This is a genomic window from Plantactinospora sp. CA-290183 (assembly GCF_050936375.1).
In the GTDB taxonomy this organism is placed as follows: domain Bacteria; phylum Actinomycetota; class Actinomycetes; order Mycobacteriales; family Micromonosporaceae; genus Plantactinospora.
The window spans coordinates 33733-53493 of record NZ_JBNJMX010000022.1; the positions used below are offsets into that span (position 1 = coordinate 33733).

At 74.4% G+C, this 19761-nt stretch carries 11 protein-coding genes and 4 pseudogenes; 12 read left to right on the forward strand and 3 right to left on the reverse strand.

Annotation, left to right across the window (positions count from 1 at the left end; genetic code table 11):
* The first annotated feature begins 12 nt into the window (after window positions 1-12).
* Window positions 13-1314: a glycosyltransferase 87 family protein gene (locus tag ACQEUR_RS21755; protein WP_433034241.1), complete on the forward strand. Its 1302-nt coding sequence runs from the start codon at window positions 13-15 to the stop codon at window positions 1312-1314.
* Window positions 1315-1323: 9 nt separating this feature from the next.
* Here ACQEUR_RS21755 and ACQEUR_RS21760 read toward each other — a convergent pair.
* Window positions 1324-1764 (reverse strand): annotated as a pseudogene (locus ACQEUR_RS21760) (N-acetyltransferase family protein); the annotation flags it as partial.
* Window positions 1765-1845: 81 nt separating this feature from the next.
* Here ACQEUR_RS21760 and ACQEUR_RS21765 point away from each other — a divergent pair.
* The 3 genes from ACQEUR_RS21765 to ACQEUR_RS21775 all read left to right on the forward strand — a co-directional run bounded on the left by ACQEUR_RS21765 (window position 1846) and on the right by ACQEUR_RS21775 (window position 4773).
* Entirely contained in the window at window positions 1846-3075 is a 1230-nt protein-coding gene (locus tag ACQEUR_RS21765) for a winged helix-turn-helix domain-containing protein (protein WP_433034243.1), read from the forward strand.
* Between the two features lie 38 nt (window positions 3076-3113).
* On the forward strand, window positions 3114-3671 hold the full coding sequence (locus ACQEUR_RS21770) for a DUF2752 domain-containing protein (protein ID WP_433034245.1): 558 nt from the start codon (window positions 3114-3116) through the stop codon (window positions 3669-3671).
* A gap of 97 nt (window positions 3672-3768) precedes the next feature.
* The gene (locus ACQEUR_RS21775) at window positions 3769-4773 is read left to right on the forward strand and encodes a hypothetical protein (RefSeq protein ID WP_433034247.1); all 1005 of its coding nucleotides are present in this window, start codon (window positions 3769-3771) and stop codon (window positions 4771-4773) included.
* 87 nt (window positions 4774-4860) lie between these two features.
* Here the strand turns inward: ACQEUR_RS21775 and ACQEUR_RS21780 are convergent, their stop codons facing one another.
* On the reverse strand, window positions 4861-8226 hold the full coding sequence (locus ACQEUR_RS21780) for a S8 family serine peptidase (protein ID WP_433034249.1): 3366 nt from the start codon (window positions 8224-8226) through the stop codon (window positions 4861-4863).
* A gap of 312 nt (window positions 8227-8538) precedes the next feature.
* Between ACQEUR_RS21780 and thyX the strand changes: the two genes are divergently transcribed.
* The 5 genes and pseudogenes from thyX (at window position 8539) to ACQEUR_RS21805 (ending at window position 14365) form a co-directional block, all read left to right on the forward strand.
* Window positions 8539-9282 (forward strand): FAD-dependent thymidylate synthase, encoded by a 744-nt coding sequence (gene thyX / locus ACQEUR_RS21785; RefSeq protein ID WP_433034280.1) that lies wholly within the window; start codon window positions 8539-8541, stop codon window positions 9280-9282.
* 46 nt (window positions 9283-9328) lie between these two features.
* Window positions 9329-10254 (forward strand): annotated as a pseudogene (dapA, locus tag ACQEUR_RS21790) (4-hydroxy-tetrahydrodipicolinate synthase).
* 52 nt (window positions 10255-10306) lie between these two features.
* Window positions 10307-11995, forward strand: a complete 1689-nt coding sequence (locus ACQEUR_RS21795) for a ribonuclease J (protein ID WP_433034251.1) — start codon at window positions 10307-10309, stop codon at window positions 11993-11995.
* Window positions 11996-12125: 130 nt separating this feature from the next.
* Complete coding sequence (locus ACQEUR_RS21800; protein ID WP_433034253.1) at window positions 12126-13814, forward strand: S1 family peptidase; 1689 nt, start codon at window positions 12126-12128, stop codon at window positions 13812-13814.
* A 167-nt stretch (window positions 13815-13981) separates the two neighbouring features.
* Window positions 13982-14365 (forward strand): DUF2784 domain-containing protein, encoded by a 384-nt coding sequence (locus tag ACQEUR_RS21805; protein ID WP_433034255.1) that lies wholly within the window; start codon window positions 13982-13984, stop codon window positions 14363-14365.
* Here the strand turns inward: ACQEUR_RS21805 and ACQEUR_RS21810 are convergent.
* On the reverse strand, window positions 14322-15896 hold the full coding sequence (locus ACQEUR_RS21810) for a YbjN domain-containing protein (protein ID WP_433034257.1): 1575 nt from the start codon (window positions 15894-15896) through the stop codon (window positions 14322-14324). The two genes, ACQEUR_RS21805 and ACQEUR_RS21810, sit on opposite strands and share 44 nt — an antisense overlap.
* 258 nt (window positions 15897-16154) lie before the next feature.
* On the opposite strand from ACQEUR_RS21810, the pseudogene ACQEUR_RS21815 reads away from it, so the two are divergent.
* The 3 genes and pseudogenes from ACQEUR_RS21815 to ACQEUR_RS21825 all read left to right on the forward strand — a co-directional run.
* A pseudogene (locus tag ACQEUR_RS21815) lies at window positions 16155-16893 on the forward strand (DNA translocase FtsK 4TM domain-containing protein); the annotation flags it as partial.
* Window positions 16894-16961: 68 nt separating this feature from the next.
* Window positions 16962-18628, forward strand: a pseudogene (locus ACQEUR_RS21820) (DNA translocase FtsK); the annotation flags it as partial.
* 137 nt (window positions 18629-18765) lie between these two features.
* Window positions 18766-19734 carry an ornithine cyclodeaminase family protein gene (locus ACQEUR_RS21825; protein WP_433034259.1) on the forward strand — a complete coding sequence of 323 codons (969 nt, stop codon included), beginning with the start codon at window positions 18766-18768 and terminating at the stop codon, window positions 19732-19734.
* The last annotated feature ends 27 nt before the right edge of the window (window positions 19735-19761 follow it).

Below are 19761 nucleotides of genomic sequence, written 5' to 3' on the forward strand. Positions count from 1 at the left end.
AGGGGGGCGACAGTGTCGCAGGGTGCCTTTTCGCGGGCCCGTTACCAGGTGCCCTTCGTGATCGCGCTCGCCGTGCTGGTCACCGGCTTCCTGACGGTGGCCGCGGTGCGGCACGGCTTCTTCGACCTGCGGGTCTACTACGGCGCACTACACCACTGGGTGGCCGGCGGGGAGATTTACGACTGGCTCAAGCCGAACAGCAAGTACGGCTTCACCTATCCGCCGTTCGCCGCGCTGGTCATGCTCCCGATGGCGTACGTCTCCTGGCACGTGGCGACCGTGATCAGCGTGATCCTCACCGTGCTGGCCAGCGCCCTGCTGATCTGGTGGCTGGTCGACCCGATCGCCCGTCGTACCGGCTGGACCCGCTGGTTCGTCCTGGCGGTGGCGCTCTGCCTGGCGGCGGCGTTCGAGCCGATGCGCGAGACGGTGAACTTCGGCCAGGTGAACATGCTGCTGCTGTTCCTGGTCGGGGCCGACCTGCTCTGGCTGGTCGCCCCCGTGACGCCGTTCGGGCGGCGCCTGCCCGCGCGCTACCGCTGGTTCGCCGGGGTGGGCATCGGGCTGGCCACCGCGATCAAGCTCACCCCGGGCATCTTCATCGTCTACCTCCTGGTCACCCAGCGCTGGCGGGCGGCGATCGTGGCCAGCGGCACGGCGGCCGGGGCCACCCTGGTCGCCGGTGCGGTGGCCCCGGACGCGTCCCGGGAGTTCTGGACCACCGCGCTCTGGGACACCGACCGGGTCGGGTCGCTGTCGTTCATCTCCAACCAGTCCTGGCAGGGCGTGGTGGCCCGGATCGACCCGGACCACCCGAGCCGGCTCCTCTGGCTGCTGCTGGTGGTCGCGACGCTGGTGTTCTGGGCCTGGCGGTCCCGCTCGGCGGTCCGGGCGGGGGACGAGGCGACGGGCTTCGCCCTGACCGGCGTGGTGGGCTGCCTGATCAGCCCGGTCACCTGGGTACACCATCTGGTCTGGCTGATCCCGGCGCTGATCCTGCTGGTGGACAACGCGTACGCGGCGCCGGCCCGCAGCCTGCGCCGGCGCTACCTGCTCGGCTTCGCGATCTTCGCGTACCTGGTGCTGATCAGCCGGCTGGTCTGGATCTGGGAACGGCGGTTCGACGGGCTGCTCGGCTTCCTCGGCAGCAACGCGTACGTCTGGATCAGCGTGGCGCTGCTGGTCGTACTCCCGGTCCGGGGGCATGCCCTGCCCGCCGCCGTCCAGGACGTACCGGAGCTCGACCAGCCCAAGCGGCGGCCGTCCCCCCGCCCGCTGCAGTTCGTAGGTCGACCGCTCGCCATCGGTGACTAGCCCGGCCCGCTCGTAGAAGCGGCGGGCCCGCCGGTTGTCGGCGAGCACCCAGGCCCGCACCCGCGTCCAGCCCCGGGCGGTGAGTTCGGCGAGGGAGGCGGCCAGCAGGTCCCGCCCCACCCCGGTGCCCCAGAGCGCCGGCTCGACGGACATGGTCAGGATCTCGCCGTAGCGGTGGTCGAGATCGTCCGCGTCCTGGTTGTTGCGGTACGGCCCGACCGTGCTGAAGCCGAGCACCGTGCCGTCGTCCGCCTCCGCGAGCAGGGTCCGGAACGGGTGGTCCGGCTCGGCGGTACCGACGTCGCGGCGGCGCTGGGCCCAGGCCGCCACGTTCAGCCGGGCGAGCACCTCGGCCGGCATGATCCCGGCGTAGCCGGCCTGCCAGGTCCGCACGTGCACCCCGGCGACCGCCGCCGCGTCGTCCGGCTCCTCCGGGCGGATGCGTACCATCCGATGTTTTTATCCCGATTCACCCGCCGGATCCAGCACCCCGGGCTCGCCTGTCGTACGCCTCGATTAGGGTGCTCGGCCATGGCGGTACCCGAATCGTTGTCCCCGGCGCAGGCCCGGCGCGTCGCCCTGGCCGCCCAGGGGTTCGCCGACCCCGCCCCCGGCGGGCCACCCACCCGGCGGCACCTGCGCCGGGTGCTGGACCGGATCGGCCTGCTCCAGATGGACTCGGTCAACGTGCTCCAGCGGGCCCACTACCTGCCGCTCTACAGCCGGCTCGGCCCCTACCCGACCGCGCTGTTGGACACCGCGGCCTACCGGCAGCCCCGCGACCTGGTCGAATACTGGGGGCACGAGGCCTCGCTGATCCCGGTCGAGCTGCATCCGTCGCTGCGCTGGCGGATGGCGGGCGCGCACACCGACGCCTGGGGCGGGATGCGCCGGATCGCCGTCGAGCAGCCCGCGCTGGTCGCCCGGGTCCTCGACGAGGTGCGCGCGAACGGCCCGCTCACCGCCGCCGAGATCGAGCACGACGCCCCGCGCGAGACCGGCAACTGGGGCTGGAACTGGTCGGCGGTCAAACGCGCCTGCGAGTTCCTCTTCTGGGCCGGCGAGCTGACCGTCGCCACCCGGAACACCTCCTTCGCCCGGGTCTACGACGTACCGGAGCGGGTGTTGCCGCCGGAGGTGCTGGCCGCGCCGACCCCGGCCGCGCCCGACGCGTACCGCCGGCTGGTCGGGATCGCGGCCCGGGCGCTCGGGGTGGCGGCCGAGCCGGAGCTGCGCGACTACTTCCGACTGCCGGTCACCGCCGCCCGGGTCGCCGTCGCCGAGCTGGTCGAGGCGGGTGAGCTGGTGCCGGTCGAGGTGCGCGGCTGGCGACTGCCGGCGTACCTGCACCGCGATGCCCGACTGCCGCGCTGGATCCGGGCCAGCACCCTGGTCAGCCCCTTCGACCCGCTCATCTGGGAGCGGGCCCGCACGGAACGGCTGTTCGGGTTCAGCTACCGGATCGAGATCTACGTGCCGGCCCCGCAGCGGGTCTACGGCTACTACGTGCTGCCCTTCCTGCTCGACGACCGGTTCGTCGCCCGGGTGGACCTGAAGGCCGACCGCCGGGCCGGGGTGTTGCAGGTGCCGGCCGCGTGGGCCGAGCCGGGCACGGATCCCGCCCGGACCGCACCCGCGCTCGCCGCCGAGCTGCACCGGCTCGCCGGCTGGCTCGGGCTGGGCGCGGTCGCGCCGCCGCTGCGCGGCGACCTGGCCGGACCCCTCGGCACCGCGCTCGCCGGCACACTCGCGGTACCGTGAGGACGAGCCGGACGCTGCGAGGAGATGGATGGGGCGCGATGACGAGGGTTGACGACGGTCGAGCGGTCGAGCCCGGACCCCCGGCGCCCGCAGCCGGGCCGGTTGCTCCGCCGCCGTACCCGGCCGACCAGCCGTATCCGGTGCACGAGCCCGACCGGTTCACCCGGTTCGTCAACCGGCTCTACGCCCGGGCGCCCCGCTGGGCCGCCCCGGTGGCGGTGCTCGGCTGCATGGCCGCCGCCGTCGGCTACACCGTCTTCACCGACCCCACCCGCAGCGCACCGGACGCGGCCCCGACCTGCCTGCTCAAGCTCACCACCGGGCTGGACTGCCCGGGGTGCGGCGGCACCCGCGCGTTCTGGTACGTCCTGCACGGCGACCTGCCGGCCGCCGCCCGGCACCACCTGCTGTTCGTGTTCGCGCTGCCGTTCCTGCTCTACATCTACCTCGCCTGGGCCGGCCAGGTCCTCTTCGGCTGGCGGTTGCCACAGTTGCGGGTGACCCCGACCGTGCTCGGGGTCTTCCTCGCGGGCTGGATGGTCTTCTCGGTGCTGCGCAATCTGCCCTGGGCACCCTTCGACGGGCTCTACGTCTGACCGTCGGTCCCGCCCCCGTCTCCCCGGCTCCGCCGTTGCGGTCACCGGTCATGCTGACCGCAGGAATCCACCATCGGTGTCGTCCGGAGGCGAAACTGTGCAACTCCACCGTCGTACCCTGCTCTCCGCCGCCGCGGCCACGCTCGCCTCGATGACCGTCCCGCTCGCCGGTCCGGCGGCGGCCGGCGCCGATCCCGGGCCGGAGCCGCCGGTCGAGCCCGGTGAGCCGATCTTCCCCCGGCCCGGGGGCGGGACGCGGGCGATCCACACGCTGAACGTGGACGCCCGGGCCTACCTGCTGGACATCCGCACCGGGGCCTACCACCGGCTGCCGTTCCTCGCCGTCACCCTCGCCCCGGACGACCGCACGGTCGCGGTGGAGGACGTCGAGGGCCGGATCGGGGTGGCCCGGCGCGCTGCCCTGCTCCGCGACGGCGCGGCGGCGGTGCGCTGGACCACGCTGCCCCCGGGCGCGGTGCTCTGGTCACCCGACGGGACGGCGCTGCTGACCACCACCCCGGACCGGGAGACCCGCCGGGTCACCGCGAACCGCTACGACCTCGCCACCGGCCGGCTCCGCCAGACGCTGGTCGACTTCGACTCCGAGGGCGCCGTCGGCTGGGCGGCCGACTCCATCCGGTACGTCGTGCGGCTGCCCGGTCCCGACCCGGAGGTCCCGGACGGCCCGCTGCGGTACGTCGATCCGGACGGCACACCCGGCGCGCTGCTCGGCACCACCGGTCACATCTGGGACGCCCACGCCTACTCCCCGACCCGCCGCCACGTGATCGTGGAACCGGCCCGGGGGTACCCCTTCCCGCCGGAGCCGGCGCCGTGGCAGCTGCCCCGGATCCTCGACCTGCGGACCGGCACCGTCGTCGCGGCCGTACCGACCGACTGGCCGCTGCTCGGCTGGCACGACCACCGGCGGGTCGTCCGGGTGGCACCGCCGGCCGAGGGGCTGCGGACCGTCCTGGAGGTGGTCGACGTGCACACCGGGACCGTGACCCGGCGGGTGCCGGCGCCGGGCCTGCCGCCGTACCATCTCCAGCTCGGTTCCGCGGCCCACCTGCACGGCCGGGCCGCCGCGCTCGGTTTCTGACCCGGCGCGGACCCGGCGACGGGTCCGCGCCACCGGCCCGGACCCGTCGGTGGCGGCGATCCCGACCGCCGCCACCGAGGCGGCCCGTCAGAGCGTCTTGTACGCCCGGACCACCGTCTGGGTGACCGTGTTGCCCGCCGTGTCGGTCGCGGTGGCCCGCAGCGAGACGTAGCCCGGCGTCTCGGGATGCCGCACCAGGGCCTGCCCGGCGCTCACCTCGACGGGGTGCCAACTGGTCCCGTCGTCGTAGGAGGCCTCCACGGTCAGGCTCCGGTTGGCCCCGGCGCCGGAGTCGGGCTGGGCGGTGACGGTGACCGGTACGGTGCCGGTCTGGCCGGCGGGAGCGGTGTTGTCGCTGTCCACCCGGGGTGAGAAGCGGACCGTGGAGAGCGGCAGCCGGCTCGGTGCGTCCCCGTCCACATGGGCGGACCGGAAGGTCCAGGTCACCTCGACCCGGGTGGAGAGCGTCGCCGGCCCGCCCCGCTCACCGGTCATCGTCAACCGGTAGTCCGCCGCCTCCGGTGGCACGGTCAGCTCGCCGTTGAGCCCGTCGAGTTCGGTCAGCGGCTCGCCGTCGCGGAGCAGGGTGATCCGGCCGGTGGCGATGGAGGAGAAGCCGGCCCGGCCGACCCCGTCGCCGTAGAGCGGCGCCTGCACGTACAGGGTGTCGCCGAGCCGGGTCACCCACTGGTGCTCGTACGGGGGCGCGGCCACCGTCGGGCCGAACACCCCGCGACTCCACTGCTCCTGGTACGACTGCCCGGCCCGGTACGCCACCGGCGGCGCGACCAGGCTGGTCAGGTACGCCTGGGTCTGGCCGGAGCCGGTCATCTCGTCGACCGAGCGGAACCACCGCGCCCGGCCGTCGGTGTTGTAGTACTCGGTGCGGGTGGCGGGGAGCGGGAAGGTGACCGGGTGGGCGAAGCCGCCCATCACCGACTCGGGCAGCACCGCCCAGGCGAGCTTCCGGCCCAGGCTGCCGGCCGCCTCGTGGCCGTGGTCGGCGCGGACGGTGGCGAGGTCGGCCTCGGCCACCTGCCGGGTGAACCCGGTCGGCATCCGCCCCTCGGTCAGCCAGCACAGCAGGTACGCGTACGAGGAGTCGGCCGTGTCGGCCGGGGCGAAGGTGGCGGTGACCCGGGAGGCGAAGCCCTCGGCCGGCTGCTCGGGACCGATCCGGCCGATCTCCAGCCGCTCGAAGGTGCGCCCGAGGGTGCCCACCTCGACGGTGCGCCCGGCGGCGACGACGCTGGTGGCGAGTTCGGCGAAGACCTGACCGGCTTCCGTCCTCGGCACGGTGACCGAGAGCGGTTCGCCGAGCCGGGCGTCGAGCACGACGGAGGAGTCGGCGGTGACCTCCAGCGCCGGTTGGGCCAGCACGCTGGTCAGGTAGGTCCCGTCGGCCGGGCTGGTGATCGCGGTGAGGACCGCGTAGCGGCCCCTGGGCACCCGGGTGGTGACCGCGCCGGCGGAGGCGGGCAGGGAGCGGCTCTGCGCGCCGTCCAGGCTGGCGAGCATGGTCAGGTAACCGGAGGTGGCCTCGCCGGACTGACCGAGGTGCGAGATCGTCACGTCGTAGCTCTCCACCTCCCGCTCGATCGCCAACGGGGTCGGTACGGCGCCGCCGCCGGTCGCGGCGGTCGCGGTGAGCTGGCCGGTGAGCTGCCCCTCCGGGCCTCCGGTGAGCGAGGTGTCGGCGGTGATCGTCGCCTGCGCCGTACCGCCGGCCGGGACGGTGAGGGTGGCCGGTGACACCGCGAACATCGCCGACGGTACCGCCGTACCGTCCGGGCCCTCGGCCGTGACGGCGAGCCGCAGCGTCACCGCGGTCGCGCCGTCGTTGCGGTAGCGCACCGTCCGGCTGACCGGTGCGTCGTCGTCGTGCGGCCAGGCCTGGCGGCCGAAGCTCAGGCTCGGCGGCTCGGCGGTGACCCGCTGTTCGAGAGCCCGGGCGATGTCGAGCCGCCCGGCGCCCTGGGCGAAGACGCTCAGTTCGGGGTTGGGTCGGGCGGCGGCCATCAGCGCGGCCTTCAGCGCGGCGGGCGGGAGGTCCGGCTGGCGCTGGGCCAGGATCGCGGCGGCCCCGGCGACGTGCGGGGTGGCCATGGAGGTGCCGGACATGGCGATCCCGCCGCCGGGCGGTACGTCCGGGCCGGCGGCGGCGGAGCTCTGCGCGGCGACGATGTCCAGGCCGGGCGCGGTCAGGTCGGGCTTGATCGCCCCGTCGCCGATCCGGGGGCCCTGGCTGGAGAAGCCGGCGAGCTGGTCGGTCTTGCTGACCGCCCCGACCGCGAGGGCGGCGTCGGCGGTGGACGGCGAGCCGATCGTACCGACGCCGGGGATGTTGCCGGCGGCGATCACGAAGAGCGTGCCGTGGGTGGCGGTGAGCTGCTGCACCGCCTGTTCGAGCGGGTCCACGCCGACGGTGTCCTGTCCGGTGAGGCTCATGTTGACCACCCGGGAACCCTGCTCGGCGGCCCACTGCATGCCGGCGAGGATCCACGACTCCGCGCAGCCTCCGCCGGCGCAGACCTTCCCGTCCAGCAGCCGGGCACCCGGGGCGACACCGGTGAACCGGCCCGCGCCGGTGCCGGCCACCGTGGAGGCGACGTGGGTGCCGTGCCCGGCGATGTCCCGGGCGTCCTCGGCGCCCTCGGTGAAGTTCTGCCGGGCGACCACCTGGCCGTCGAGGTCGGGGTGGCTGTCGTCGACGCCGGTGTCCAGCACCGCCACCTTCACCCCGGCACCGTCGAAGCCCGCGGCCCAGGCGGCGGGCGCGCCGACCTGCGGCACGCTGTCGGCCAGCACGGGTCGGCGCAGGCCGTCGAGCCAGAGGGTGCGGACCGTCGTGCTCATGGTCCGCTCGCCGGAGCCCGCACCGGTGAGGCCGGTCCAGAAGCCGGGCAGCCGGGCGCGGTCGACCGCGAGGGCCAGCCCCTCCACCGGCGGCAGGGCCCGGATCACCCGGGCACCCACCGCGACGACGTCGCGCTGACCGGCGGTCCGGGCGTCGGTGCCGGTGTACGTGACCATCAGCGGCAGGTCCGCCCGCCGGTCGTAGCCGAACTCCAGCAGGGCGGTGACGTCGAAGAGCCGTTCGTCCAGCCGCCCGGTGCGCAGCAGGGAGAGCGCGTCGACCGGGATCACGTGCAGCGCGTCGCCGGTGCGCCGGGTGAGGAACTGGATCTCCTCCCGGCCCGGTCCGGGCTGCACGCTGGCCTTGTCCCCGGCGGTGACGGTGACCCGGTCCCCGGTGACCAGGGTGACGGTACGGGCTCCGCCGGCCAGCTCGGGCTCGTCACCGACCGCGGCGGCGGGCACCGACCGGCTCACCGGCCCGGACTGCGCCACCGCGCCCGACGGGGGCGCCGTGGCGGGTCGGGCCGGAGCGCCGAGCGCACCCGCCGGCGGTGCCGGTACGGCGATCGCGGCCAGGAGGGCGAGACTCGTCACTCCTCTCTTAATCTTCCTTACTGGATACATGGTGTGCCTCCCCTGGAGCCGGTCATACCGGCACTTCTCCGCTGACCGAAACACAGAGTCGACAGCGAGGCAACATCGACGTCCATAGATTGAGATGGGTGACGTCGCGGGTCGTGCCGGGAGGCACGCCGGCGAGGCGGTGCCGATCCGTCCGGAACTGCCGATATGGCACAATAGTTACGTTATGCGCGAAGATTATGGCGTCCCGGTGCGGACCGGTGATGTCAGGGGGTACCGCCGGGCCGGTAGACCGGGCGCACTACAGTCCGAGGAATGCCGGATATGGTGGCGCCGCAGGTCAAGCTCATCGCATGGACGCACTTCGAGGCCCCGGACGACGTCCCGTGGTCGACCGACGCCGAGGGCGGCCAGGCGCTCGCCGAGTTCGCCGGCCGGGCCTGCTACCAGTCCTGGCGCAAGCCCAACCCGGCCACCGCGACCAACGCCGGCTACCTGGCGCACATCCTGGAGAGCCAGCACCTCTCCGTCCTCGAACACGGCACGGTGACCTTCTACTTCACCGGGGTGTCCCGCTCGTTCACCCACGAGCTGGTCCGGCACCGGCACTTCTCCTACTCCCAGCTCTCCCAGCGGTACGTCCCGGAGCGGGACGCCGCGATGGTCGAGCCGGCGGTGATCGCCGAGGACGCCGAGCTGCACAAGCGGTTCGTGGAGGCGTCCGAGGCCGCCGTGCGGGCCTACAACGACCTGTTGGAGGGGCTGGAACGCCGGTTCGCCGACGTCGACAACCCGACGCTGCGCCGCAAGCAGGCCCGGCAGGCCGCCCGGGCGGTGCTGCCCAACGCCACCGAGACCCGCATCGTGGTCACCGGCAACTACCGCGCCTGGCGGCACTTCATCAAGATGCGGGCCAGCGAGGGCGCCGACGTGGAGATCCGCGAGCTGGCCGTGGAGTGCCTGCGCCAGCTCCAACGGGTGGCGCCCAACGTCTTCGCCGACTTCACCATCGGTACGCTGCCGGACGGCTCGGAGATCGCCACCAGCCCGTACGCCGAGCAGTCCTGAACCCTTCCCCGCCGGCCGGGCGGCGCGATTCCGATAGGTTGTTCGCATGACCCACGACCACCCTGCCACCGCCGACCGGGCGGCGCCCCGCCCCTTCGGGCGGCTGATCACCGCCATGGTGACCCCGATGACGGCGGACGGCTCGCTCGACCCCGACGGGGTGGCCCGGCTCGCGGCCCACCTGGTGGACGAGCAGGGCAACGACGCGCTGGTGGTCAACGGGACCGCCGGCGAGTCGCCGACCACGACCGACGCGGAGAAGGAGCAGCTGGTCCGCGCCGTGGCCGAGGCGGTCGGCGACCGGGCGCAGGTGATCGCCGGGGTCGGCACCAACGACACCCGGCACACGATCGAGCTGGCCGCCGCCGCCGAGAAGGCCGGCGCGCACGGACTGCTGGTCGTCACGCCGTACTACAACAAGCCACCGCAGGCCGGCCTGCTCCGGCACTTCACGACCGTGGCCGACGCGACCGGGCTGCCGGTGATGCTCTACGACATCCCGCACCGCAGCGGTGTGCCGATCGAGACCGAGACGCTGGTCCGGCTCGCCGAGCACGAGCGGATCGTGGCGGTGAAGGACGCCAAGGGCGACCTGACCGCCACCTCCTGGGTGACCAGCCGTGCCGACCTGGCCTTCTACTCCGGTGAGGACGCGGCGACCCTGCCCGCGCTGGCGATCGGCGCGGTCGGTGTGGTCGGCACCTCGACCCACCTGATCGGCGCGCCGACCAAGCGGATGATCGAGGCCTACGACCGGGGGGAGACCGCCGAGGCGCTGGCCCTGCACCGCCGGCTGCTGCCGCTGTTCACCGGCATCTTCCGCACCCAGGGCGCGATCCTGGTCAGCGGCGGCGCCCGGCAGTGCGCCCGCCTGCGAGGCCGGTGCGTCCGCCGCTGGTCGAGGCGACCGAGGCCGAGGTCGCCCAGCTCCGCGCGGACTGCGCCGCAGCCGGTTCGGAGCTGCCGTCGTGACCGGTCGGGCAGTACGGGTGGGCGGCATCAGCGAGCGAAGCGAGGCAGCGGCATGAGTCAACCGGGTGTGGAGCTGCAGGCGCCGCCGGAGCTGCCCGAGGGCGGCCTGCGGGTCATCCCGCTGGGTGGCCTGGGCGCCATCGGGCGCAACATGACCGTCTTCGAGTACGGCGGCAAACTGCTGGTGGTCGACTGCGGCGTGCTCTTCCCGGACGTCGAGCAGCCCGGCGTGGACCTGATCCTGCCGGACTTCGCGCCGATCCTGGACCGCCTCGCCGACGTGCAGGCGATCGTGCTCACCCACGGGCACGAGGACCACATCGGGGCGGTGCCGTACCTGCTCGCCCACAAGCCGGACATCCCGCTGGTCGGCTCGGAGTTCACGCTCGCCCTGGTCGAGGCCAAGCTGGCCGAGCGGCGGATCGAGCCGTACACGCTGACCGTCCGGGAGGGCGGCCGGGAGCGGCTGGGGCCGTTCGAGTGCGAGTTCTTCGCGGTCAACCACTCCATCCCGGACGCGCTCGCGGTGGCGATCCGCACCCCGGCCGGGCTGGTGCTGCACACCGGCGACTTCAAGATGGACCAACTCCCGCTGGACGGCCGGATCACCGACCTGGCGGGTTTCGCCCGGCTCGGTGCGGAGGGGGTCGACCTACTCCTCTCCGACTCGACCAACGCCGAGATCCCCGGGTTCGTCACGCCGGAACGGGAAATTGGCCCGGTCCTGGACTCCATCTTCGCCAAGGCACGCGGCCGGATCATCGTCGCCTCGTTCGCCTCGCACGTGCACCGGGTGCAGCAGGTGCTCGACTCGGCCCTCGAACACGGCCGGAAGGTCACCTTCATCGGCCGCTCGATGGTCCGCAACATGGGCATCGCCCGCGATCTGAACCTGCTCCGGATCCCGCCCGGCCTGGTGGTCGGGCTGGACGAGGCGACCATGCTGCCGCCGGACCAGATCGTGCTGATGTCCACCGGCTCCCAGGGCGAGCCGATGAGCGCGCTGGGCCGGATGTCCACCGGCGACCACCGGCACATCACGATCGCCCCGGGCGACACGGTGGTACTGGCCAGCTCGCTGGTCCCCGGCAACGAGACCTCGGTCTACCGGGTGATCAACCAGCTCTCCCGGGCGGGCGCGACCGTCATCCACAAGGACGTGGCCAAGGTGCACGTCTCCGGGCACGCCCCGGCCGGGGAACTGCTCTACCTGCTCAACGTGGTGCGCCCGAGCAACCTGCTCCCGGTGCACGGCGAGTGGCGGCACCTGCGCGCGCACGCCCGGCTCGGCATCGAGTCCGGCGTACCCGCCGACGGGGTGGTGCTCTGCGAGGACGGCGACGTGGTCGACCTGGTCGCCGGGCAGGCCCGGGTGGTCGGCCACGTCAAGAGCCGGTACGTCTACGTCGACGGGCTGGCCGTGGGTGACGTGGGCGAGTCGCTCCTCACCGAGCGGCGGATCCTCGGCGACGGCGGATTCATCTCGGCCACGGTGGTGGTCGACTCGGTCACCGGCAAGGTCGTCGGCGGTCCGGCCATCTCCGCCAAGGGCTTCTCCGACGACCCGGACGCGTTCAACCCGATGATCCCGCTGATCACCGAGGCGCTGGGCCGGGCCGCCACCGACGGCATCACCGACCCGCACCAGTTGCAGCAGATCGTCCGTCGTACGGTCGGCCGCTGGGTCAACGACGCCTACCGCCGGCGGCCGATGATCGTGCCGACCGTCGTCGAGGTCTGAGCCGGGTACGTATCCGCGGCGCCATCGGTTCAGCCGATCGCTGTGAGATAGCCCATCGCCGATCCTTCATCGGGCGGCACCCCTCGTCCGTACCCTCCCACGGGCTGCCGACGGTGAGGGGAGTCGATCTATGGATCGCGGACAGGCGACACGGAGCAGGCGCGGGACGAGGTTCGGCCGGGGTGGCCGGGGCAGACGGGCGATCGGCATCGGTCTCGCGGTCGCCACGGTGGCCGGGCTGGCCGCGGTCACCCTGCCGGCGGTCGCCGGGGACGACCGGGACCCGCCGTCCGAGGCGTCCGCGCCGGACCGGGCACTCGTCGACGCGCTCCGCCGGGACCTGTCGCTGACCGAGGCGCAGGCGCGCGAGCGGCTCCGTACGGAGCGGTGGGCCAGCGGGACCGCGCAGCGGCTCCGTACCGAGCTGGGGGCCGGCTTCGGTGGGAGCTGGCTCTCCGCCGACGGTCGGCGCCTGATGATCGCGGTCACCGACGAGGGCCGCGCCGACCGGGTCCGGGCGGCCGGCGCCGAGCCGAAGCTGGTGACCCGCAGCGCCCGGCAACTCGACGCGGTCAAGGCGAGCCTCGACGGCAACGCGGGCGCGGCCACGCCCGACCTCGCCGGCTGGTACGTCGACGTGGCGGCGAACCGGGTCGTGGTACGCGCCCAGCCGGGTGCCGAGTCGGCCGTGCGGCGGTTCGTCCGGGACAGTGGCGCGCCGGCGGAGGCCGTCCAGGTGGTCGCCTCGGCGGAGGCCCCGGTGCCGCTCATCGACGTACGGGGTGGCGAGGCGTACCTGATCGACGGGCGGGCCCGCTGCTCCATCGGCTTCTCCGTGGTCGGCGGGTTCGTCACCGCCGGGCACTGCGGGCAGCCGGGCAGCACCACCTCCGGGGCCGACGGCGTCGCCCAGGGCGTCTTCCGGGCCTCCTCCTTCCCGGGCGACGACTGGGGGGTGGTCGAGGTGAACGAGGACTGGACCCCGCAGCCCGTGGTGGTCGACTTCAACGGCGGGACGGTGCCGGTCGCCGGAGCCCAGGAGGCGCCGGTGGGCTCCTCGGTCTGCCGGTCCGGCTCCACCACCGGCACCCGGTGCGGGCTGATCCAGGCGCTGAACGCGACCGTGAACTACCCGGAGGGCACGGTGACCGGCCTGACCAGGACGGACGTCTGCGCGGAGCCGGGTGACTCCGGGGGCTCCTGGATGTCCGGCGACCAGGCCCAGGGCGTGACATCCGGCGGCTCCGGCGACTGCACGATCGGCGGTACGACCTTCTTCCAGTCGCTGACCGAGATCCTGGACGTCAACCAGCTGACCCTGGTCACCACCGGCGACCCGGTGGAGCCGGCAGCGCCGCCCGCCCCGCCTGCCGAGCCGGGTGCGCCGGCCGAGCCGCCGGCCGGGTCGGGTGCGCCGCCCGCCCCGCCGGCCGGGTCGGGTGCGCCGCCCGCCGCACCGGAGTCGCCCGCGCCGAGCGACCCGCCGCCCGCGGCCGCCCCGCCCGGCTCCGACTGCGCCGGCCACCACGCGACCCGCACCGGCACGGTCGGCGCCGGCGACCGGCAGGTACAGCCGGGTGGCCGGTACTTCCGGGCCGGCGCCGGCCGGCAGACCGGCTGCCTGGACGGGCCGGCGGGGGCCAACCTCGACCTCACCCTGGAGAAGTGGACCCGCAACGGCTGGCGGACCGTGGCCCGGGCGGCGAGCGCGGGCGCCGACGAGCAGATCTCCTACGGCGGCACCGCCGGCTTCTACCGCTACCGCGTCGAGTCGCGGCGCGGGGCGGGCGACTACACGCTCGGCTTCTCCCTGGGCTGACCGGCGGCGCCGAGCGCGGCCGGCGGTGGCGAGCGCGGCCGGCGGTGGCGAGCGCGGCCGGCGGTGGCGAGCGGCCGGCGGGTTGAGTATCCGTACCCGGTTCCCGGGGTGCCGGTACCCGGTCCGCCGGCCGCTGCGCTGGTTAGCCTTGGGGCGGGAGGGCGCTCATGGGCTACCGGTTGTTGACCGTGCTGGTCGTGCTGCTGCACTTCGGGTTCCTCGCCTACCTGGTGGCCGGCGGGTTCCTGGCCTGGCGCTGGCCGCGCACGGTGTGGCTGCACCTGACCGCGGCGACCTGGGGCGTCGTGGTGGTCGCCGCCGGCCTGGCCTGCCCGCTCACCCACGCCGAGCACTGGGCGCGGCGGCGGGCCGGGGAGACCGGCGTGGGCGAGGGCTTCATCGACCACTACCTGGAGGGCGTGCTCTACCCCGAGCGGTACGGCACCGAGGTCCGTGCGCTCGTCGCCGTCCTGGTGCTGGTCTCCTGGGCGGGCCTGCTGCTCCGGCTCAGGGCAGCGCGGCAACCGCGGCCGCGAACGCGGCCCCGGTAGCGAGGGTGGTGTCGACCAGGATGCCGAGCTGGCTCGCGGCGACGCCGTGCTCCAGGTCGGTGGTGACGTCGCCGGCGAGGATCAGCCCGTCCGCCCCGCCGTCGTGCACGTACGCCTTGGGCAGCAGCCGGTCGTGGTTCCAGGCGTCGCAGAACTCGTACGCGTCCGCGAGCCGCCCGGGCGGCAGCCGCCGTACGGCGATCACCCGGACGTGCAGGATCTCGCCCCGCTGACCCGTCCGCTCGAACTGGATGACCGCGTCGCCCCACCGGCCCCGGACCGCGCCGCCCGGCTCCACGACGTGCTGGTCGCCCCGGTCCCGCAGGATCGCGACGATCGCCTCGACGCTGAGCGGGCCGACCGGCTCCCGCCGGCCGTCCGGCGGGATCCGGCCCGGCGTCGCCCAGTCGTCGACCGGCCCGTCGTCGGGCAGCGCCGGGGGATCACCGAGCGGGCGTTCGGCCAGCCAGGCGGCCATCCGCCCGGACTGGTGGTTGGTGCCGTTGCGGGCGTCGAACCGGCCGGCGAGATCCTGCGTGGTGGCCAGCAGTTCGGCGCCGAGCGCCGCGACGGTGAGGTCGGCGGCGCGCCGGTCGCCGTACCCCGGCCGGTGGATGGCGTACCGGTCGAGCCCGGCGGTACCGGCCAGCCGGCAGACCAGCGCGCCGGCCGCCGCGAACTCCATCGCCGAGCCCTCGTCGTACGGGCGGTCCAGCCGGTCCAGGTGCCGGGCGAGGATCTCCAGCCCGCGTTCGTGGTGCCCGGTCAGCGCGCAGAACCGCAGGTGGTCGGCGAGGAACGGGAACGCGTCCCGTTCGTGCCGGTGCCGCCGGTAGGCGCGGACGTGGGCCTGGGCCGCCTCCTCGTACCGGCCCAGCCGCAGGTACGGCAGCAGCAGCGTGCCGAGCGCCCGCTCCGGCTGGTCCGGGCAGGTCAGCACCCCGGTCAGCACCGGCTCGGCGGCTTCGACCGCCTCCGCCCACCGTCCCCAGCCGGCCAGCAGCCGTGCCTGGGCCACCGGTTCGCAGCCGACGCAGTCGCCGTCGGCGTCCCGGGGGGCAGAGCGCCAGCGGTCCAGCCACCGTCGGGCGGCCGTCTCGTCACCGACGTGGTCGGCGAGCCCGCAGCGCAGGCCGTACCCCGCCCGTGGGCTCGCTGCGAGCGAGCGCAGTCGCCGTTCCAGGTCGGACAGGAGGGCCTCGGTGCGGGCCAGCCCCACCCGGGAGTCGCCGCGCAGCGCGCCGACCGCCCACCTGTGGTACCAGCGCAGCAGCTGCGCGTCGGACGGGTCGAAGAGCGTCGGGTCCCGGTCGAAGGCGGCCAGACACCACTCGAAGGGGGCCACCATCCGCCACCGTTCCGGGTGCTGGTGGTGCGCCTCGATCAGGGCGAGCCGGGCGGCGAAGCCGAGCCGTACGTCCGCGGCGGCGTCGGCGTGCGCGGTGATCCGGTCCAACTCAGTGATCTTGGTCTCGTCGTCCGGCAGGTCCCGGGCCTCCTCCAACGCCGCGAGCAGTTCGTCCCGGGTCACCGCGCCCCACCCCCCGTTCGTGGCCGGGCGGCTCGCCGGACGGGCCCGCTCCGCACACCCACGCTGCCTCCCGCCGTGCCCGCACCGTCCCTTGTGTCGGACAGTCGCGGTGAGTTTACTCAGGGTCGCGGGTCGGCCACCACCGCCGCAGAGCCGGGCGAAGCCGGTGGCCGTGACGGGGCTGCCGGCACGGTAATCCGGCGGACACGGCCCGCAAAAGCGGGGATTCCTCAGCGGGCGGGTCTAACGTGTGAACTTATGGCGGGCCGTACCTCCTCTCAGGCGAACCGGCGCCGGAGCGGGGCGTCCCGTACCGGCGGAACCCGGGCCGGTGCCCCTGCGGCCCGGCGGTCTCCCCGGGGCCGCGCCGCCGCGGCGGCCCGCCGCCGACCCCCGCGCACCAGCCCGGCGGTCTTCGTCGGCCGCGCCTTCGGGGCGGCCTGGATGGGCCTGGCCCACGGGGTCGGCTGGGCCATGCGCGCGGCCGGGCGGCAGGCGGCCACCGCCCGTGACCTCGATCCGGAGCACCGGCGCGACGGCGCCGGGCTGTTCCTGCTCGGCCTCGCGATCCTGAGCGGGGTGGCGGTCTGGTTCTCCTCGGCCGGTCCGGTCGGCACCCGCCTCGCCGACACGATCCGGCTCTTCTTCGGCGCCATCTCCATCGTGCTGCCGGTCCTGCTGCTGATCGGCGCGGTCCGGCTGATGCGCACCCCGACCGATCCGGACCACCGGGGCCGCGGGCTGGTGGGCTGGAGCGCCCTCATCATCTCCACCGCCGCGCTGCTGCACATCGGCCAGGATCCGCTGGACAACACGGAGCGGGACTACGCGGGCGGGCTGATCGGAGCCGGCGTCGGCCAGCCGCTGGAGGACGCGGTCACCGCCTGGGTGGCGTTCCCGCTGCTGGTCCTGCTGCTGCTCTTCGGGCTGCTGGTGGTCACCGCCACCCCGATCAACAAGATCCCGGAGCGGCTCGGGCTGCTGGCCGGCGCGGTCCTGCCGCGGTCGGAGACCGACGAGACCGACGAGTCCGAGGAGGACGCCGCGCCCGCCGATGCACGGCGGTCCCGCCGACGCCCGGCGCCGCGCCCCACGCCCCTCGACGGCGACCCCGACGCCTACGACGACGAGCCGGTCGAGCAGCCGGTCCCGCCGCCCCGGCGGTCGGCGGCGAAGGTGCCGGCCGCGCGGAAGGTCGCCGAACCGCCGGAGCACTCGCCGCCGCCCACCCGGGCCGAGCAGCTCGCGCTCACCGGACTGGCCGGCGACTACGCGCTGCCGCCGGCCAACCTGCTGCGCCCGGGCAGCGCGCCGAAGACCCGCAGCCGGGCCAACGACGAGGTGATCGCCGCCCTCACCGGGGTCTTCGACCAGTTCGACGTGGACGCCGCGGTGACCGGCTTCACCCGGGGGCCGACGGTGACCCGGTACGAGGTCGAGCTGGGTCACGGCGTGAAGGTGGAGCGGATCACCCAGCTCTCCCGCAACATCGCGTACGCGGTCAAGTCCCCGGACGTCCGCATCCTCAGCCCGATCCCGGGCAAGAGCGCGGTCGGGGTGGAGATCCCGAACACCGACCGGGAGGACGTCGCGCTCGGCGACGTGCTGCGTTCCCGCGCGGCGGGGGCCGACCACCACCCGATGCTGGTGGCCCTGGGCAAGGACATCGAGGGCGGCTTCGTGGTGGCCAACCTGGCCAAGATGCCGCACATCCTGATCGCCGGCGCCACCGGCGCGGGCAAGTCCTCCTGCCTCAACAGCCTGCTGGTCTCGATCCTGACCCGGGCCACCCCGGACGAGGTGCGGTTGCTGCTGATCGACCCGAAGCGGGTCGAGATGACCAACTACGAGGGGATCCCGCACCTGGTCACGCCGATCGTGACCAATCCCAGAAGGCGGCGGACTCGCTGGACTGGGTGGTCCGCGAGATGGACATGCGCTACGACGACCTCGCCGCCGCCGGGGTACGGCACATCGACGACTACAACCGCAAGGTGCGGGCCGGCCAGGTCAAGCCGCCGCCCGGCAGCGAGCGGGAGATCCGGCCGTACCCGTACCTGCTGGTGATCGTGGACGAACTGGCCGACCTGATGATGGTCGCGCCGCGCGACGTCGAGGACTCCGTCGTCCGGATCACCCAGCTCGCCCGGGCCGCCGGCATCCACCTGGTGCTGGCCACCCAGCGCCCGTCGGTGGACGTGGTCACCGGCCTGATCAAGGCGAACGTGCCGTCCCGGCTGGCCTTCGCGACCTCGTCGCTGGCCGACTCCCGGGTCATCCTGGACCAGCCCGGCGCGGAGAAGCTGATCGGCCGGGGCGACGGCCTCTTCCTGCCGATGGGCGCCTCCAAACCGGTCCGGATCCAGGGTGCCTGGGTGACCGAGACGGAGATCAACGACATCGTCAAGTTCTGCAAGGACCAGCGGGAGCCGGAGTTCCGGCCCGACGTGCTGGCGCCGGCGCAGGACAACAAGAAGAAGATCGACGAGGACGTCGGCGACGACCTCGACCTGCTCGTGCAGGCGATCGAACTGGTGGTCACCTCGCAGTTCGGCTCCACCTCGATGCTCCAGCGCAAGCTGCGGGTCGGGTTCGCCAAGGCGGGCCGGTTGATGGACCTGATGGAGACCCGGGGCATCGTCGGGCCGTCGGAGGGCTCCAAGGCCCGGGACGTCCTGGTGAAGCCCGACGAGCTGGACGAGGCCCTGACCGCCCTCCGCCCGGCCGACTGACCCCTCGGCGGCGACGCCGGGGCTGCGGGCGGATACCGGACCGCCGACCCGAGCCCGTCCGGCCGCACGCGGGTACGGCGGGAGAGGGGGGCGCCGCCACTTGACATCAACCGCCCTTGAGCTACGAGGATCGGGTCATGACCCTGTTCGTCACCGATCCGGAGGTGGCGGCCCGGCTGGACGCCGGGACCGCCGTACGGGCGATGCGCGACGCCCTCCTCGCCGCGCACGCCGGCCGGCTCGTCGCACCGCCCCGGGCCGCCGCACCGCTGGCCGGGGGCCGCCTGGTGCTGACCGCCGGGCACCTGACCGGCGAGTGGTACGGCTTCCGCTCGTACGACACCTTCGGGCACGCCGAGGCCGAACAGGTGGTGGTGCTGCACGACGCCGCGACCGGGCGGATCCGGGCGATCGCGGTGGGGGAGGAGATCGGCTCCCGCCGTACCGGGGCGCTGGGCGGGGTGGCGGCCGACGCGCTCGCCCGGCCGGACGCGGCCACGCTCGGGGTGATCGGTGCCGGCGGGCAGGCGTGGACGCAGGTCTGGGCGATCGCGGCGGTCCGTAAGCTGCGCGAGGTCACCGTCTTCAGCCGTACCCCGGCCGGGCGGGAGAAGTTCGTCGCGCGGGTCCGGGCGGAACTGGGCATTGCGGCCCGGGCGGCGGAGGACCCGACCGGGGCGGTACGGGGCCGGGACCTCGTGGTGCTCGCCACCACCAGCCCCACCCCGGTGCTCTCGGCCGCCGACCTCAGCCCCGGCAGCCACGTCAGCGCGGTGGGGCACAAGCAGGTCGGGCGGTCCGAGTTCGGGGTCGAGCTGCTGGACCGGGCTGAGGTACTGGTCACCGACTCGCCGGCCCAGGCCGGGGCGTACCAGCCGCCGATGCTCGCCGCCGTCGAGCCGTACGCCGGTCGGTTGCGGTCCCTGGGCGGGGTGCTGGCCGGCGCGGTCCCCGGCCGGGCCACGGCGGACCAGGTGACGCTCTTCTGCTCGGTGGGGCTGGCCGGCAGCGAGGTCTTCCTGCTCGACCGGCTGGTCGGCGAGCTGGACCAGCCGCCCGGGAACTCCTCCGGGGCGGCGGCCGGGCCGGTGGACGCGCCGGAGTGAGGCACCTGGCCGGTGGCGGCCCGCCCG

Coding starts and splice junctions, on each gene's coding strand:
- ACQEUR_RS21770 (WP_433034245.1), top strand. CDS start 3,114: ATGACGAGGGTTGACGACGGTCGAGCGGTCGAGCCCGGACCCCCGGCG.
- thyX (WP_433034280.1), top strand. CDS start 8,539: ATGGTGGCGCCGCAGGTCAAGCTCATCGCATGGACGCACTTCGAGGCC.
- ACQEUR_RS21825 (WP_433034259.1), top strand. CDS start 18,766: ATGACCCTGTTCGTCACCGATCCGGAGGTGGCGGCCCGGCTGGACGCC.
- ACQEUR_RS21805 (WP_433034255.1), top strand. CDS start 13,982: ATGGGCTACCGGTTGTTGACCGTGCTGGTCGTGCTGCTGCACTTCGGG.
- ACQEUR_RS21800 (WP_433034253.1), top strand. CDS start 12,126: ATGGATCGCGGACAGGCGACACGGAGCAGGCGCGGGACGAGGTTCGGC.
- ACQEUR_RS21765 (WP_433034243.1), top strand. CDS start 1,846: ATGGCGGTACCCGAATCGTTGTCCCCGGCGCAGGCCCGGCGCGTCGCC.
- ACQEUR_RS21795 (WP_433034251.1), top strand. CDS start 10,307: ATGAGTCAACCGGGTGTGGAGCTGCAGGCGCCGCCGGAGCTGCCCGAG.